Consider the following 16,830-nt stretch of genomic DNA (forward strand, 5'->3'; position numbering starts at 1 on the left):
GTCGGGGGGCGCTGCTCCGCGCGGCTGAGGGCGTTCTGGGCGTCGGTGAGGCGCTTGAAGATGCGCTCCAGCCGGGCGCGGAAGCTGCCCAGGTTCTTGCCGAAGTAGCGGTCCGGGTGGAAGCGCCGGGACGCGTTGTAATAGGCCTGCTTCACCTCGGCGGCGGTGGCGCCCCGGGGCACGCCCAGCACGGCGTGGTGGTCCATCCCGTCCAGCGCGCGCTCCAGGTCGATGATCTCGCGCTTCTGCTCGGGCTCCAGGTCCACTTCCTCGGACATGGCGGCGTCCACCACCGGGGCGGCGGGGGCGGTGCGGGCCACCACGCGCGCGGGGACGATGGCGCCCTTGGCGCGCAGGGACAGCAGCACGGCGATGGTGCGCGCCTCGCCCAGGGTGGAGCGGGACAGCACCGCGTCAATGCGCTCGACACGGCCCACCAGCGCCAGCACCGTGCCCTCCTCGGGACTGAGCTGGAGGCGGGACGGGTCCAGGTGGGGCACCGTGGCGATATGGTCGGTCCGGCCCCCCAGGCCGACGATGGGGTTGGGCGCGCTCAAGCGAATCCCCGAGTGTAGGTATCCGGGACGCAGGGCGTCAAACATCCCGGGGTTGGCGGGCCCCTCTAGAGAGAGGCCAGTACACGCTGGAGGATGCCCAGCGCTTCGTCCAGTTCCTGCCGGGTGATGATGAGCGGCGGCGCGAATCTCACCGTCGTCTCCCCCGCTGAATTCACCAGCAGCCCCGCGTCCCGCAGCTTCGCGACGACGGGCGCGGCCTCGCGGTCCAGCTCGACGCCCATCAGCAGGCCCTTGCCCCGCACGGCCTTGACGCGGCCCGGCGGCAGCGCGGCCTGGAGCGCGCGGCCCCCCGCGAGGAAGTGCTCGCCCTTGGCCTGCACGTCCGCCAGGAACCCGGGCTGGCGCAGCAGGCGCAGGACGACGTTGGCCGCGGCGGCGGACACCAGGTTGCCGCCGAACGTGGAGCCGTGCGTGCCCGGCGTGAGGCTGGCCGCCACGTCCTCGCGGCAGAGCATGGCGCCCATGGGCAGGCCATTGCCCAGGGCCTTGGCGATGCTGATGGCATCCGGCTGGATGCCGTCGTGCATGAAGGCGAAGGGCTTGCCGGTGCGGCCCATGCCCGTCTGGACCTCGTCCACGAGCAACAGCAGGCCGCGCTCGTCACACAGCGCGCGCAGGCCCGCGAGGAAGCCCTCGGGTGCCATGCGCACCCCACCCTCGCCCTGGATGGGCTCCACCAGGATGGCGGCGGTGGCGGGGCCGACGGCGCGGCGCACGGCCTCCAGGTCGCCGTAGGGCACGTGCTGGAAGCCCGCGGGCAGGGGCTCGAAGCCCGCGTGGTACTTCGGCTGGCCGGTGGCGGTGACGGTGGCCAGCGTGCGGCCGTGGAAGCTCTTCTCGAAGGAGATGATCTCGAAGCGCTCCGGCGTGCCCCGGTCCTTCATCACCTTGCGGGTCAGCTTGATGAGCGCCTCGTTGGCCTCCGCGCCCGAGTTGCAGAAGAACGCGCGCGGCAGGCCCGCCCACTCCGTCAGCTGCTCGGCCAGGTCGATCTGCGGCTGGGAGTAGAAGACGTTGGAGACGTGCCACAGCGTGTCCAGCTGCGCCTTCGCCGCGGCGACGATCTCCGGGTGGCAGTGGCCCAGGGCGCAGACGGCGATGCCGCCGATGCAGTCCAGGTACGCCTTGCCATCCGCGTCCCACACCCGCGTGCCCAGCCCGCGCACCAGGGCGATGGGCTGCTGCTTGTAGTTCTGCAGCAGGTGCTGCTTCGCCTTCTGGATGAGGGAGTCGTTACCAGGGGCGGCGGCGGATGGGGACGGTTGCGACAAGGTGGGCTTCCTCACGATTCCGGTGGCGCGGGGACGACGGGCGGTGACGCTAGCGCGCTAGAGGATGTAGCGCGACAGATCCTCGTCCTGGACGATGGCGGACAGGCGCTCGCGCACGTAGGCGCCATCCACCTGGAAGTCGCGCGGCCCCATTTCGCTGGCGGTGAAGGACACGTCGTCCAGCAGGCGCTCCAGCACGGTGTGCAGGCGGCGGGCCCCGATGTTCTGCGTGCGGTCATTGGCCTGCTGCGCGATGCGCGCCAGCTCCGACACCGCGTCGTCCGTGAAGGACAGGCGCACGCCTTCAGTCGCGAGCAGCGCGGTGTACTGGCGCAGCAGCGAGTTCTTCGGCTCGCGCAGGATGCGCACCAGGTCCTCGCCGGACAGCGCCTCCAGTTCGACTCGAATCGGGAAGCGGCCCTGCAGCTCCGGGATGAGGTCCGAGGGCTTGGAGACGTGGAACGCGCCCGCGGCGATGAAGAGCATGTGGTCCGTCTTCACCTGACCGTACTTGGTGTTGACGGCGGAGCCCTCCACGATGGGCAGGATGTCGCGCTGGACGCCTTCGCGCGAAACGTCCGGGCCACCGCCGCCCTTGCCGCCCTCGCGGCTGGCGATCTTGTCGATCTCGTCGATGAAGACGATGCCGCTGGACTCGGCGCGCAGCACGGCCTCGCGCTGGACGCGGTCCGGATCCACCAGCTTCTGGGCCTCCTCCGCGCGGAGGATCTGGAGCGCTTCGGGCACGCGCACGCGGCGCTTCCGGGTGTTCTTCATGCCCGGCATGTTCTTGAACAGGTCCTGGAGGTTGACGCCGATCTCCTCCATGCCCTGGCCGCTGAAGTTGCGCATGAACGTGGGCGAACTCTCGCTCGTCTCCACCTCCACGTGCTGATCATCCAGCGTGCCGGCGCGCAGTTGGGCGCGCAGCTTCTCCCGCTCGCTGTCGCCCAGGGGCGACGGCGGGCTGGGCGGCGGGGGCGAGAAGCCGAAGGGCGGCGACGCGGTCGGGCGGGACGCGCCGCCCCCGCGCAAGAGCTCCATCAGCCGGTCCTCGGCGAGCTCCTCCGCGCGCGGCTTGACCTTCTCCGTCTCCTCCTCGCGCACGAGCGCGATGGCCGCCTCCACGAGGTCGCGGATCATCGACTCCACGTCGCGGCCCACGTAGCCGACCTCGGTGAACTTGGAGGCCTCCACCTTGACGAAGGGCGCCTGCGACAGCTTCGCCAGCCGGCGGGCGATCTCCGTCTTCCCCACGCCGGTGGGGCCGATCATGATGATGTTCTTCGGATAGATTTCATCGCGAAGGTCGTCGGTGACCTGCTGGCGGCGCCACCGGTTGCGCAGCGCGATGGCCACCGCGCGCTTGGCGTCGTTCTGCCCGACGATGTAGCGATCCAGCTCGCTGACGACCTCGCGAGGCGTGAAGGCGGACAACTTGCGCGTTTCGGCCACGGGGCGGTCCTCTCAGAGCTCTTCGTAGGTGACGTTGGAGTTGGTGTAGACGCAGATGTCCGCGGCGATGGCCATGGCCTGCGTGCAGATGTCGCGGGCGGACAGCTGGGTGTGCGCCTGCAGCGCGCGCGCGGCGGACAGCGCGTAGGAGCCGCCGCTGCCGACGGCCGCGATGCCGTGGTCGGGTTCGATGACATCGCCCGCGCCGGAGAGGATGAACGTCTTCTCCCGGTCCGCGACGATGAGCAGCGCCTCCAGGCGGCGCAGGAAGCGGTCGGTGCGCCAGTCCTTCCCCAGCTCCACGCAGGCGCGGGTCAGGTTCTTCTGGTGCTCCTTGAACTTGGACTCGAAGCGCTCGAAGAGGGTGAAGGCGTCCGACGTGCTGCCGGCGAACCCGGCGACGATCTGCCCCTCTCCAATGCGGCGCACCTTGCGCGCCGTGTTCTTCATGATGGTCTTGTCGAGGCTGACCTGGCCGTCGCCGGCGATGACGACCTTTCCGTCGCGGCGAACGCAGAGGATGGTGGTGCCATGGAACATGGGGAGGGTTTAACAAGCCCGCCCCTGCCCCACCAGCAAACACGGCCCGGCTGTCCGCTCCCTCACCGTCTGGGGGGCGCTCAGGTGGCGGTGGCCTTCATCCACCGGCCCACCAGCTTCACCAGGGCGGCCTTCTTCGCCTTCACGTCCTTCGCGTCCTTCAGCGTGACGACGCCGCGATCCGGCGCGAGCCACTCCAAGAGCCCCGAGTCGTCCTCGAAGGCGAAGCCCGCCGTGTCCTTCACCTTCGCGCCCCGGTGGAAGATGACCTGGAAGATGCCCTTGGGTGCCAGGCGGAACGTCACCCGGTCATCTCCGCCGTGGACGAAGCTGGGCGCCTTCCACTTGATGCGCTCGGTGATGGCCTTGTCGGAGGCCAGGATGGCGGCGCGCACGGTTTCGATCTCCGCCTTCAGCGGGTGTTCGAGCGCCGACATGTACTGCGCCACTTCGTCAGCCTGCTTCGCCATGCCCTGTCGCTTTCTCTCGTCACGTCACGCGCGCGGGTGCGCGGCGTCGTAGACCTCTTGCAGCTGCTCGAAGGTCACGTGGGTGTACTTCTGGGTGGTGGACAGGCTCGCGTGGCCCAGCAGCTCCTGGATGCTGCGGATGTCCGCGCCGCCGCCCAGCAGGTGCGTGGCGAAGGAGTGGCGCATCGCGTGCGGGCTCACCTTGCGCGCCAGCGCGCACTGGAGCACGTACGCGTCCAGGTGCCTCGCGATGCTCCGGGGCGTCAGCCGGCCGCCGCGGAAGTTGAGGAACAGCGCGTCCGGGTCCTGGCCCGCGTGCACCGTGGCCAGCAGCTCGCCGCGCCGCGCGAGGTAGGCCTCCAGCGCGCGGATGGACCCCGCATTGAGCGGGATGAGGCGCTCCTTGCTGCCCTTGCCCATCACCCGGACGATGCGGCTGCCGCGGTCCACGCCCAGGAGGTCCAGGCCGCACAGCTCGCTGATGCGCAGGCCGCCGCCGTAGAGCATCTCCAGGATGGCCTTGTCGCGAAGCCCCAGCACCGTGTCCAGGTCCGGCGCGTCGAGGATGGCGAACACCTCCTCCACCGGCAGCACCTTGGGCAGCGTCTTCGGCAGCTTGGGGCTCTTCACCAGCTTGGCGGGGCTCGCCGGCAACAGCTTCTGCCGCACGAGGTACTTGTAGAACGACTTGATGCTCGCCAGCCGCCGCGCCCGGCTCGCGGGCGCGTGGTCCACGCTGAGCGTCCCCAGGTAGCCCCGGATGGCGGCGTGCGTGCCCGCCAGCAGCGACAGCTTCATCCGCTCCACGAGGTAGCGCTCATAGTCCACCAGGTCGATGAGGTAGTTGCGCACCGTGTGCGGTGACGCGTCCTTCTCCTCTTCCAGGTGGGCGCGGAACTTCTCCAGGAGCGGGGACAGGGTCGACATGGTCGGGGAGCCTAGGGGCCTCCCCGATCCTCGCAAGATTCACGTCGGCCCGCGAGCGCGCCCTACTTCGCGGGCACGGGAGCCGGAGCCGCCGGAGTGGCGGCCCCCGTGGCCCCGGTGTCCAGCGCCCCCGGCAGCGCCGTCGGCACCAGCTTCGGCAGGAGCATCCGGCAGCTGTCGTCGGACAGCCAGTGGTACGTGCACAGCCACTCCGTGACTTGCGTGCGCACCTGCCATCCCAGGACGAACAGGATGAGCAGCGTGAGGCCCAGCCGGGCCCACGGCGACATGCTCTCGGCTTCGTCGTCGTCCTCCGCGTGGCGCAGCGCGCCCCGCACCAGGTCCATGCGGTCCACGCGCGAGCCCTTGGGCAGCTTCGGCCGCCGGGTGATCAACCGCGCCACGCCCGGGGTGAGGATGAGCCGGTCGTTGAGCGCCCAGCCGGAGCCCTCCAGGAGCAGCGCCAGGTTGCGCCGCCGCAGCTTCATCCACCCGAGCAGCCCCGCGGGCGCCATCACCACGATGGCCAGGATGGTCGCCGCGGTGATGACGTCCACCAGCGTCAGCGACTTCACCTGCGTGAGGATGAACGCCAGCGCGGAGCCCACCGCCGCGAACGCGATGCCTCCCGCCGCGAGCACTCCCGCGATGCCCACTCCCGCAGGCGCTGCCGCGGGAGCCGCCGCGGGGGCCGCGGCAGGCGTCGCGGTGGGCGGCGGAGCCGTCACCGTCTGCTTGTAGCCGGCCTCCAGCGAGGCGTTGAAGTCCTTGTCCCCGGACGCCGCCAATCCCTCCACCTTGCTCGTGATGAACGACCCGATGCGCATGAAAGGCATCGTCATCGCTTCCCAGAGCGACACCGGCTGGCGGATGACCTGCGTGACGATGGCGTCGTGCTCCTTGCCGTCCACGTCGTAGAACACGCCGCGCTTGCCCACGACGAGGTCCGTGCTGCGGCCGGAGGTGACGGGCACCGCCACCTCGTAGCCGTCAGCGCCGTCCTTGGGCATCACCTTCACGTAGAGGATGCAGGTGGTGCCCTGCCCCGTCAGCGCGGAGTGTGACGCGCGATCCGTCACCAGCACCGACAGCGTGTACTTGCGCCCGCCCAGGATGAGCGTGCCCTTCTCCATCAGCGCCCGCATCCGGGGCAGGTAGAGGCTGGGCATGCTGATGAAGTTGTTGGAGAACAACAGCAGCCAGCGCTGGTACAGCACCAGCCGCTCCAGCTCCGCGATGACGTCCAGCGTGCCCTTGAGCGACAGGTCCTCGCGGCTCGCGGCCTCCAGCGCGTCCAGCTCCTCGTCCGACACCGTGGCCAGCGTGTCCGACACCGCGGCCAGCGCGCTGGTGTCCCGCTTCGCCTGCCAGCCGAGGATGGCCTCCGCCTTCGCGGACAGCTCCCGCCAAGCCGTATCCGTCAGCTTCACCCCGTCTCCCAGCAGCGGCGTCGCCACCTCCTGGTGGAAGGCCTCCAGCCGCTCGTAGCCCGGGCCGCGGTACAGCTTCGCCCACACGAGCACGCCCGACGGATCCGGCGGCGCGATGGGCAGGTCGCCCGCGGCCTTCCCCATCGCGCCCAGGTCCCCGAGCGCCCCCTCCACCCGCTCCGCGCGCAGGCGCAGGCTGGCGGCGGCCTCCGGCTGCGCGGCCACCAGCCGGCACTGCATGAAGTAGCCGTCCAGCAGCGGCGCGACCTCGTGGACGCGCTTCGCCTGCTCCAGGCTCGTCGCGCCCCAGGTGAAGACCGCGTCGCGTCCGGCCAGGTGCTCGAGCAGCGCGGTCCGCTCCGCGCGGAAGCGCTGCACCAGCGCCACGTCCACGCCCACCAGGCCCGCGCGGTTCGTCACCGCCGGGAAGGCCGTGATGATGGCCTGCGCCAGGGGCCGCAGCCGGTCCGGCAGCGACGTGGGCGCGATGATGCCGTCCCCGTTCTTGCCCGCGTCGCGAAGGGCCTTGTCGCTCGTCCGCAGCTGCTCCAGCGACAGGCGCGTGGTGTCCGTCGCCTGGAGCGTGCGCAGCACCAGCTCCGCCGCGCCCTGCAACTTGCTGGCAGTGGGAGAGAGCGCGGCGAGCTCCAGCACGTCGCTGCCCGCGTCCGCCCCCTTGCGGTCCGCCAGCCGCGCCGCCGTCCAGTCCACCGCGCCGCGCAGCTCCTCCACGCGGATGCGGTTGTTGCCGTCCCCGTCCATCAGCGCGAGGAAGTGCGGATCACACGCGATGCCCTCCAGCGGACACGCGAGCGCCATCCACTGCGTCGCGGGGATGCGCACCGCTTCGGTGAGCGTGTTGAAGTCGGGGATGTCGACCTGGAGCGAACCACCGTAACGGCGATAGACGAGCTGTGGCATTCGGCGGAAGACACCACACCCGCCGCGCCAGTGCACGCCTCAACCCCTCATCCGCGAAAGAAGGCGGAAAGGGGCACAGGGCCCCTTCCCACCTGGGTCACGCGTTACTGCGGAGACGCGATGGCGCTGTACACGCCGGGGTTCTGCCCCTGGCCGATGATGTAGACGGCGCGCGCGTCATCCTTGCCCGCGAAGTAGGCCGGCACCTGCACGCCCTGGTCGAGCGTCTTCCGCGCGCCCGACTTCACGTCGTAGATGGCCACGTCGTAGGTGTCGGAGTCCATGCGTGCGTAGGTCGTCAGCATGCGGGCCCCGTCGTTGGAGAACTTGTAGCTGAAGATGCCCTGCAGCCACGTCTTCGGCTCGGCCTGCCGCTCCTGCAGCTCCACCGCCTTGAAGTCGCACGCGCGGCCGTTGCGGATGCAGTTGGTGCGGAACACCACCGCGCTGTTGTTCGGCGTGAAGCCGTAGCCAAACACGCCCGGCTGCACCTTCTCCGCCTTCTCCTGCCCGAGCGCGTAGAGCATCAGGTCCACGGAGAACACCGGCCTCACGAAGCGGGAGAGGAACGCCACGTAGCGGCTGTCCGAACCCCACACGAAGTTGGGCACCCGGTCCCCCACGCGCTTGGGCGCGCCGTCCGGCAGCGTCGCCACGCTCATCGCTCCCGCGCGCGACGGCTGGTCGTACTTCTCCAGGAAGCCCACCGCCTTCGAGTCCGGCGCGAACGCCATCTCCTCCACCTGCTCGCCCACCTTGCGCCCCGGCCCCCCGGAGGCAGGCCCCACGTACAGGTCGCCCAACAGCTCCGGCTTGCCGTTCTCCGTGCGCGCCAGCCACTGGCCATCCGGCGAGAAGCCGAACACCCGCGTGCCCACGGCGATCCGCTGGCCCTTCAGCGCCGGCACCTCCGCGAGGTACAGGTCATACATCCCGCGCACGGCCTCGCTGCGCACCTCGTAGGCCACGCGCTTGCCGTCCGACGACACCTGGTAGTCGCCCACCTGATCCGCCAGCTTCCTCGGCGGCTCGTTGGAGCCCACCGTCACCGCCGCCAGCCCGCCCGCGGCCGACAGCCGGCGCTTGAAGAGCAGCGTCTTGCCGTCCGGCGTGAACTGCACGGTGCTCACCTCCGCCGCCACGTCCTGGAACGGACCTGCCGGCAGCGGGCCCAGCTTCAGCACGCCGCCGTCGACGAAGGCCACGTGGGCGCCGTCCGGGCTGGGCAGGAAGTAGCTCACCGCCGTGCCCAGCTTCGCCGGCTCCGCCGCCGCGTCCGCCAGCGCCAGCACGTGCAGCTCTCCCGACTGCGAGGCCGGGTTGTAGCCCGTCACGTACAAGAGGTGCCGGGAGTCCGAGGAGAACAGCAGGCTGCCCGGCACGTTCGTCACGCCGTCGCCCAGTTCACGCGGCTTGCCGCCCGCCACTGGAACGACGGACAGCGAGCCCACCAGCATCTGCGGCGGGATGCCGTCCAGCCGGGGCTTCTGGCCGTTGAGCAGGTACGTGGCGAACTGCCCGTCCGGAGACAGGCGCAGGTCCGCCGCGCGGCCCGCCGCGAGCAACTGCCCCTGCCCGCCCACCACCGCCTTGCCCTTCGCCGCGCTGCGGACCGTGTCGTCCTTCGCGGCGCTGCGCTGGGACGGCGCCGCGGCTCCGTCCTCGCCCTTCTTGCATCCCAGCACCGCCAGCAGGGCCAACAGGCCCACCATCCCAGGTCGCTTCATGCGCTCCTCTGTTCTTCCGTCGGGTCCGTCGCTTGCGGGGCGTCCGTCACCTGCACGCCCGCGTGTGGCAGCCACGCCGCCAGGTCCTGCTTCGCCCGCGCCGAGTAGGCCGCGCGCTTGTCCGCCTTCTTCATCCGCCCCGACACGGGCGGGAACAGGCCGTAGATGACATTGGTGGGCTGGTGCGGGTGATCCGGCGGGTGCGCCTCTCCCGTCACGTGCCGGTACAGCGAACCCAGCGCCGTCGTCGCCGGAGGGGGCATGAACGCCGTCCCCGTGAGGCGCGCGTGCACCGCCAGCGCCACCAGGTAGCCGCACGCCGCGCTCTCCACGTAGCCCTCCACGCCCGTCACCTGCCCCGCGAAGAACACCCGCCGCTCCGTCTTGAGCGACAGGTCCTCCGCCAGCAGGCGCGGCGAGTCGATGAACGTGTTGCGGTGGATCTGCCCCATCCGCAGGAACTCCGCGTTCTGGAGGCCCGGGATGCAGGACATGAAGATGCGCTTCTGCTCGCCCCAGGTCAGGCGCGTCTGGAAGCCCACCATGTTCCAGGCCGTGCCCGCCTTGTCCTCCATGCGCAGCTGCACCACCGCGTAGGGGTCCTTCCCCGTGCGCGGATCCTTCAGGCCCACCGGCTTGAGCGGCCCGAAGGCCAGCGTGTCGTCTCCGCGCTCCGCCATCACTTCAATGGGCAGACACCCTTCGAAGTACTTCGGTTCCTCGAAGCTGTGCGGCACCAGCTTCTGGCCGGCCTTCACCTCGTTCACGAAGCGGTAGTACTCGTCCCGGTTCATCGGCAGGTTGAGGTAGTCGTCCCCGCCGCCCTTGCCGTAGCGGCTCTGGCGGAACGCCACGTCCATGTCGATGGAGTCCCCGGACAGGATGGGCGCGATGGAGTCGTAGAAGTAGAGCTTCGTGCCCACGTGGCGCTCCAGCTCCGCCGTGAGCGCGTCCGACGTCAGCGGCCCCGTCGCCACCACCACCACGCCGTCCTCCGGCAGGCGCTCCACCTCGCCCGCCACCACCTCCACGCCCGCGCCCGACTGGAGCCGGGTGGTGATTTCGCGGGAGAAGCCCTCGCGCTCCACCGCCAGCGCGTCGCCCGCGGGCACGCGGTGCAGGTCCGCGCTGGAGAGCACCAGCGAGCCCAGCGCGCGCAGCTCCGCGTGCAGCAGGCCAATGGCGCTCTCCGGGTTGTCCGAGCGCAGCGAGTTGCTGCACACCAGCTCCGCGAGCGCGTCCGACTTGTGCGCCGGCGACCGCTTGTGCGGCTTCATCTCCCGCAGCACCACCGGCACGCCGCGCCGCGCGAGCTGGTACGCGCACTCGGTCCCCGCCAGCCCCCCGCCAATCACCGTCACCCGCTGCTTCACGTCCGACATGCAACCTCCCAAGCCCGGTACTTCCGGGGCCCCGGTGCCAGGGCGACCACCGCGCCCCTGTTAGCAGGAAGGCCGCGCCCTTTCCCAGCCGCGAAAGCAGCCCGTCAACCCCGCGTCTTCTTTTCGTTTCCAGGGGGCTTCCCCGCAGGCCACGGCTGCCCGCCTGCCCTGCGTCCCATCAGACGTGCGCAGACGGCAGGCGAGGTTTCCCCACCTGGGATCCAACCCTAGGTTTCTCGCGGTCTTCGCTCCGGGACGCCACACCTTTCCAGGATGCGAGCGCCGTTCAACTTTGAACCGGGATGGGAGTGACGCCGCCATGAGCCGAGCCAGTGACCTGCTGACGATCCGAGAGCTTCTCCAGAAGCGCCGCAAGACGACCGAGGACGCCCAGGCGGGCGCTCGCCGCGAGCTGGCCGCGCTGAAGGATCAGGAACGCGATCCCGAATACGAGGAGCAGGCCCAGGCGGAGCTGGCGGACTACACGCTCTCCACGCTGATTGAAGCCCAGCGCCGGGAGATCATGCTCATTGACGCCGCGCTGCGCCGCATGGAGACGGACGTGTTCGGCGAGTGCGTGGACTGCGGCAATGAAATCTCCATGGACCGGCTGGAGGCCATGCCCTTCGCCATCCGCTGCGAGGAGGACGCCGCCCTCCACGAGCAGGAGACGCGGGACGCCGCACGGCACGTGGGCAGCCTGTCCCTCTAGCGAAACCACCAGGCGCTCCCCCGTGCGTCCATCCCGCGCGGGGGAGTCGTGCGTCCTGGCGTCGCGGTGCCTACTCCGCGTCGCGCTGGAGCACGATGAAGCGGTAGTTCTCCAGCTCGTTCTGGCCCGCCGTGTAGAGCACGGTGATGAGCAGGTCGTACGGCACCATCTTGTCCGCGATGACGGACAGCTCGTGGCTGAACGGCGCCGCCGGGTTGTGCTTGGCGATGTACTTGAGCTTGTCCACTTCCTTCTTCAGCTGCGCATCCAGCCCCAGCACCAGCCGCCCCTGGAGCTGCGCGGGCGGGATGCGGCCATCCTTCAGGCGCACCACCTCGCGGTCGCCCACGAGGATGTTCTTGGGGGTGATGGTGATGGCCACCGTGTCCTTCGGCGTCGCGCGCGTGGAGGACACCGGCGGACGGACGTCCTCGGACGCGGTGATGGCCGCGGAGGACGACGCGAAGGATTTCAGGAGGAACACCAGGATGATGGTCATCATGTCCATCATCGCGGTGATGTTGAGTTCCTTCACCTCCGTGGCGGCCTCGCGCTCCTTGCGCTTCTTGCGCGTGAGGGCCCGGCGGTAGCGCATGCGCGCGAGCTGCTCGGCTTCGGCGGCGGTCGGGGGCGCGGGTTCGGACTCGGACATGGCTACAGGGTGCCCAGGGTGACGTCGGGGAACAGCAGCTTGCGCTCGGTGGGGCCCGGCGTCTCGCGCAGGGCATCCATCGTCTGGATGAGCGCGTCGTAGGGGATGTCCGGATCCGCCGCGACGATGACCTTCGTCTCCTGCGGGTACTTCGCCTTGAGCGTCACCATGCGCGCGTTGAGCGCCGCGTAGTCATGGGTGCCATCCGCGCGCACCGGCACGGTGGGAGCGCCGCCCTCCAGGGCCTGGGCCTCGTCGCTGTTGCTCCGGACGTAGAGCCCCTTCTGGGAGATGAGCACCGACAGCGCCAGCTTGGGCACGTCCGCGTCCGCCGGGCCCGCGCTGGCGGAGGCCCCGCCGTACGCGGGCGCGTTCACGTTGAGCGCGCCAAAGGCCGTGAGGCCGGTAATCGACAGCAGCATGAAGATGATGAGGTTCATGAGGATGTCGAGGTACGGGACGATGTTCAGCTCGCCCCCCTCTTCCTCTTCCCTCGGCTTCAGCTTGCGGCGGGAGTAGTAGAACGCCATTCGCGTGTCCGGAGGCCGGCGAGGACGACTACGAGGCCGCCCGGACGTCGGAGTCCGCCGGAACCACTTCCAGCGAGCCGCGCCGCGACAGCAGGTTCTCCAGCTTCAGCGCGTTCAACTCCACCATCTCCACCATGTTCTTCGCGTACGTGTTGAAGAACAGGTGCGCGACGATGCAGATGACCGCGATGGAGAGGCCGAAGCCCGTGTTGTACATGGCCTCCGAGATGCCGTTGGAGAGCAGCGCCTGCTTCTGCTCCGCCGGCACGTTGCCCAGCGCGCGGAAGGTGCCGATGAGGCCCACGATGGTGCCGACCAGGCCCACCAGCGTCGCGATGTTCGCGAGCGACCACAGCCACTGCACCCGGCGGGACACGTGCGGCGTGTACTCCGCCAGCGCCTCCTCCACGGCCTTGGCCACTTCCAGCTCACCGCGGTTCGCGTTGATGAGCCCCGCGCGGATGACGCGGGCCAGCGGCGAACGCGGCGCCATGCCGCAGAACTTCACCGCGCGGTCCAGGTTGCCGCTGCGCACCAGCTTGTGGACCTGTTCGATGAACGAGGCCGCGTTGAGCCGGTAGCGGTACAGCAGCGTCACCGCGCGCTCGCCGACGACGGCCAGCGAGGCGGCCAGCCAGAACAGGTTCACGAACATGAACGGACCGCCGGCCTTGAAGGCGCCGACGATGAAGTCCCCCAGGCCTCCAGAGGAAGCATGGCCCGCGGCGGGACCGGCCTCGGCCACGACCATGCTCAGCAACTCGTTCACGGGGAGACTCATCGCGGATTGCGTCCTTTCGCTGCCCCCCGCGCGCACCCCTGCCGGAACGGGCAGGGGGCTTGCGATCACGGGCCGGGAGCAATCCGGACTTGTAGGGCTTCGCCGCCGAGGGTGTCAAGCCAGGGGGGTCCACCCAGCCCCCTGGAATGACTGGGCTTTCGGCTCAGCTCACCGAAGGAGCCGGGGGAGCGGCCGCTGCCCCGGTCGCTCCAGCGAGCGCCTCCGGGGGAGCCCCGGCAGCGCCCTCCGCGGGTGCGCCGGGCAGGCCCTGCTCCACCACCTCGCGGCGGTAGTCGCATTCCTTGTTCGGGCAGGCGATGTAGGCGCCGTCCCGCTTGGAGTACTTCTGCAGCAGGTAGGGCGACGCGCACTGCGGGCACGCCTCCGCGAGTGGCCGGTCCCACGCGGCGAACTTGCACTCCGGGTAGCGGTTGCAGCCGAAGAAGATCTTCCCGCGACCGCTGCGACGCTCGGTGAGGTAGCCCACCTTGCACTCCGGGCACGACACGCCGATGGAGATGGGCTTGGACGTCTTGCAGTCCGGGTAGCCCGAGCACGCCATGAAGCGTCCGAACCGGCCGCGCTTGATCACCATGGGCTTGGCGCACTTCTCGCACTTCTCGTCCGTGGTCTCCTCCTCCACGATGACGATCTTCCCTTCCGCGTCCCGCTTGAAGTCCTTGGTGTTCTTGCAGTCGGGGTAGTTCGAGCAGGCGAGGAAGTGGCCCATCTTCCCGAACTTGATGACGAACGGGTTGCCGCACTTCTCGCACGCGATGTCGGTCTTGATCTCCTCGCGCTTGACGTCGCGCATCTCCGCTTCGGCCTTCTCCAGGGTCTCCTTGAAGGGGCCGTAGAAGTCGTGGAGCACCGTCTTCCAGCTCGCGCCGCCTTCGGAGATCTGGTCGAGCTTCTCCTCCATGCTGGCCGTGAACGTCACGTCCAGCTCATGGGGGAAGTGCTTCACCAGCAGCTCGTTGGTCATCTGCCCCAGGTCCGTGGGACGGAAGCGGCTCTCCAGCTTCTCCACGTACTTCTTGTCCTGGATGTTGGAGAGGATGGCCGCGTACGTGGACGGACGCCCGATGCCGCGCTCTTCCAGCTCCTTCACCAGCGTGGCCTCGCTGAAGCGCGGGGGCGGCTGGGTGAAGTGCTGCTCGTTGAGCAGCTTGTGCAGGGCCAGGACCTCGCCCTCATTGAGGGGCGGCAATTCTCCCACCACGTCCTCGGCGCCCTCTTCACCGGCGGCCTTGGCCTTGTCGCGCTCGGACTCCTCTTCCGGCGTGAGGCCGGCGCCGTAGACGCCCAGGTAGCCGGGGAACTTCAGGGTGCTGCCGGACGCGCGGAAGGTGGCGCGGCCCGCGGTGATGTCCGCGGCCGTCTGGTCGTACACGGCGGGCTTCATCTGGCACGCGACGAAGCGGTTCCAGATGAGCTCGTACAGCCGGAACATGTCCGACTCGTCCATCGCGTCGAAGAAGGGACGCACGCGCTCGGGCGGGTACTCCAGCGACGTGGGCCGGATGGCCTCGTGCGCGTCCTGGGCGCTCTTGCGGCTCTTGTAGACCATGGGCTCCGGCGGCAGGTAGTCCGCGCCGTACTTCTGCCCGATGAACTCACGCACCTGCGTCACGGCGTCGTCCGACAGACGCGTGGAGTCCGTACGCATGTACGTGATGAGCGCCGTCTGGCCCTCTTCACCCAGCGGCACGCCTTCGTACAGCTTCTGCGCCAGCGTCATCGTCTTCTTGGCGGTGAAGTGCAGCCGGTTCGCCGCCTCCTGCTGGAGCTTGGAGGTGATGAAGGGCGCGGGCGCGTTGCGGCGGCGCTCCTTGCGGTCCACCTTGGTCACCGTGAAGGGCGCGTCCTTCAGCTCCGCGACGAGCCCGTCCGTGGTGGCGCGGTCCTTCAGCTCCACCTTCTTGCCGTCCACGCGGGACAGCTTCGCCTTGAAGGGCGGCGGCCCCTGCGGGCCCTGCACCAGCGCGTCCAGCGTCCAGTACTCCTCGGGCGTGAAGGCCTTGATCTCCGCCTCGCGCTCCACGATGAGGCGCACCGCCACGGACTGCACGCGGCCGGCGGACAGGCCCCGGCGGATCTTCTTCCAGAGCAGCGGCGAGATTTGATAGCCGACGAGCCGGTCCAGGATGCGCCGGGTCTGCTGCGAGTCGTAGTTGTCCTGGTTGAGCTGGCGCGGATTGGCGATGGCTTCCTGCACCGCCTTCTTGGTGATCTCGTTGAAGGTCACCCGGAGGGAGTCCGGGTGGGCCAGCTCCTCCTTGATGTGCCAGGCGATGGCCTCGCCCTCGCGGTCGGGGTCCGTCGCGAGGAACACGCGGTCCACCGTCTTGGCCGTCTTCTTCAGCTCGTTGAGGACCTTCTCCTTGCCCTTGATGACCGTGTACTCGGGCTTGAAGTCGTCCTCCACGTCGACGCCAATCTTGCTCTTGGGCAGATCCTTCACGTGCCCCACGGAGGCCTTCACCGTGTAGCCAGAGCCCAGGTACTTCTTGATCGTCTTCGCCTTGGCAGGCGACTCCACCACCACCAGGTAGTGCGGGCCCTTGCCCCGGCGCTCGGGGACTTCTTCCTCGGCGTCCTCCGCGTCCGCGTCCACGGTGGGAAGGTCCTCACCGTCCGCGCCACGGCGACGGGCCGCCGTCTTCTTCTTGGCCGTGGCCTTCTTCGCCGCCGTCTTCTTCTTGGCGGGCGCCTTCTTGGCCGCTGGCTTCTTGGAGGCCGCCTTCTTGGGCGTCTCCTCCGCCGCTTCCGTCTGCGCCGCCTGTGTCTTCTTCCGCGTGGCCATGGCTCTCCTACCTCGGACTGCCTTCAAACCTTCTCGTACCGTTTACCCGGGTGCTGGACCACCAGCCCCGACAATTCCAACTCCACCAGGGCGCTCGTGAGCGCGGCGGGGGACAGCGGGCTGCCGGCGAGCACCTCGTCAAAAGACCGGGGAACCCTGTCCAACAGCCCATAAGCCCCGCGCGCTTCCACCGACAGCGCCTCCCACCAACCTCCTTCACGCCCCGCGGGCACCGCCCGGCCGGGATGAACGCCCACCGTCGCGCAGATCGCTTCAGCGGACGTACAGGCCCGGGCCCGCCCGTCCGCCAGCAGGGCATTGCAACCCGCCGCCGCCGGCTGCCAGACGTCCCCGGGCAGCGCGAACACCGGACGGCCCTGCGCCCGGGCCGCGTCCGCCGTGTACAGGCTTCCGGACTCCAGCCCGGCCCGCATCACCAGCACCGCATCCGACGCACCAGCGATGAGTCGGTTGCGCCGGGGGAAGGTCGTCGTGCTCGCCCGGACCCCTGGCGGCAGCTCGCTGAAGAACACCCCGCCCCGCTCCAGGAAGTGGGGCAGCAGACGGGCCTGGGCCGGATCCAACTGGTCCAACGCCGACCCCAGGAAGGCCCACGTCTCCCCACCCGCATCCAGCGCCCCCCAGTGG

Annotated in this window: 15 protein-coding genes; 1 reads left to right on the top strand and 14 read right to left on the bottom strand. The window is 69.6% G+C overall.

The features are described 5' to 3' along the window. From D7X12_RS27470 to trmFO, 9 genes are all read right to left on the bottom strand, one after another. The coding region (locus D7X12_RS27470) for a J domain-containing protein (protein ID WP_147443824.1) at window positions 1-557 on the bottom strand (557 nt) is incomplete at its 3' end. A gap of 65 nt (window positions 558-622) precedes the next feature. Further along, window positions 623-1,849, bottom strand: coding sequence for an acetylornithine transaminase (locus tag D7X12_RS27475; RefSeq protein ID WP_208719309.1), 1,227 nt, complete (start codon window positions 1,847-1,849; stop codon window positions 623-625). 57 nt (window positions 1,850-1,906) lie between these two features. Beyond that, window positions 1,907-3,304, bottom strand: coding sequence for an ATP-dependent protease ATPase subunit HslU (hslU, locus tag D7X12_RS27480; RefSeq protein ID WP_120628235.1), 1,398 nt, complete (start codon window positions 3,302-3,304; stop codon window positions 1,907-1,909). A gap of 12 nt (window positions 3,305-3,316) precedes the next feature. After that, a complete protein-coding gene (hslV, locus tag D7X12_RS27485) occupies window positions 3,317-3,844 on the bottom strand; it encodes an ATP-dependent protease subunit HslV (RefSeq protein ID WP_120628236.1) in 528 nt (175 codons plus the stop codon). An 80-nt stretch (window positions 3,845-3,924) separates the two neighbouring features. Next, window positions 3,925-4,314, bottom strand: a complete 390-nt coding sequence (locus D7X12_RS27490; RefSeq protein WP_244224809.1) for a DUF1801 domain-containing protein — start codon at window positions 4,312-4,314, stop codon at window positions 3,925-3,927. A 24-nt stretch (window positions 4,315-4,338) separates the two neighbouring features. Next, window positions 4,339-5,241 (bottom strand): tyrosine recombinase XerC, encoded by a 903-nt coding sequence (locus D7X12_RS27495; RefSeq protein WP_120628237.1) that lies wholly within the window; start codon window positions 5,239-5,241, stop codon window positions 4,339-4,341. 62 nt (window positions 5,242-5,303) lie between these two features. Further along, the gene (locus D7X12_RS27500) at window positions 5,304-7,592 is read right to left on the bottom strand and encodes a kinesin (RefSeq protein ID WP_244224810.1); all 2,289 of its coding nucleotides are present in this window, start codon (window positions 7,590-7,592) and stop codon (window positions 5,304-5,306) included. A gap of 104 nt (window positions 7,593-7,696) precedes the next feature. Next, window positions 7,697-9,319 (bottom strand): gliding motility protein, encoded by a 1,623-nt coding sequence (locus D7X12_RS27505; RefSeq protein ID WP_120628238.1) that lies wholly within the window; start codon window positions 9,317-9,319, stop codon window positions 7,697-7,699. Further along, the gene (trmFO, locus tag D7X12_RS27510; protein ID WP_120628239.1) at window positions 9,316-10,701 is read right to left on the bottom strand and encodes a methylenetetrahydrofolate--tRNA-(uracil(54)-C(5))-methyltransferase (FADH(2)-oxidizing) TrmFO; all 1,386 of its coding nucleotides are present in this window, start codon (window positions 10,699-10,701) and stop codon (window positions 9,316-9,318) included. Before trmFO ends, D7X12_RS27505 begins: the two co-directional genes overlap by 4 nt. A gap of 319 nt (window positions 10,702-11,020) precedes the next feature. Here trmFO and D7X12_RS27515 point away from each other — a divergent pair, with 319 nt between their 5' ends. Next, entirely contained in the window at window positions 11,021-11,413 is a 393-nt protein-coding gene (locus tag D7X12_RS27515) for a TraR/DksA family transcriptional regulator (RefSeq protein WP_120628240.1), read from the top strand. A 70-nt stretch (window positions 11,414-11,483) separates the two neighbouring features. Here the strand turns inward: D7X12_RS27515 and D7X12_RS27520 are convergent, their stop codons facing one another. From D7X12_RS27520 to D7X12_RS27540, 5 genes are all read right to left on the bottom strand, one after another. Beyond that, window positions 11,484-12,065, bottom strand: coding sequence for an ExbD/TolR family protein (locus D7X12_RS27520; RefSeq protein ID WP_120628241.1), 582 nt, complete (start codon window positions 12,063-12,065; stop codon window positions 11,484-11,486). Window positions 12,066-12,067: 2 nt separating this feature from the next. Further along, window positions 12,068-12,595, bottom strand: coding sequence for an ExbD/TolR family protein (locus D7X12_RS27525; RefSeq protein ID WP_120628242.1), 528 nt, complete (start codon window positions 12,593-12,595; stop codon window positions 12,068-12,070). A 28-nt stretch (window positions 12,596-12,623) separates the two neighbouring features. Continuing rightward, on the bottom strand, window positions 12,624-13,376 hold the full coding sequence (locus tag D7X12_RS27530; protein ID WP_120628243.1) for a MotA/TolQ/ExbB proton channel family protein: 753 nt from the start codon (window positions 13,374-13,376) through the stop codon (window positions 12,624-12,626). Window positions 13,377-13,539: 163 nt separating this feature from the next. Beyond that, window positions 13,540-16,182, bottom strand: coding sequence for a type I DNA topoisomerase (topA, locus tag D7X12_RS27535; RefSeq protein WP_369333659.1), 2,643 nt, complete (start codon window positions 16,180-16,182; stop codon window positions 13,540-13,542). Between the two features lie 23 nt (window positions 16,183-16,205). Then, a partial coding sequence (locus D7X12_RS27540; protein WP_208719311.1) for a DNA-processing protein DprA occupies window positions 16,206-16,830 on the bottom strand: 625 nt, incomplete at its 5' end.

The sequence above is a fragment of the Corallococcus sicarius genome (genome assembly GCF_003611735.1).
In the GTDB taxonomy this organism is placed as follows: domain Bacteria; phylum Myxococcota; class Myxococcia; order Myxococcales; family Myxococcaceae; genus Corallococcus; species Corallococcus sicarius.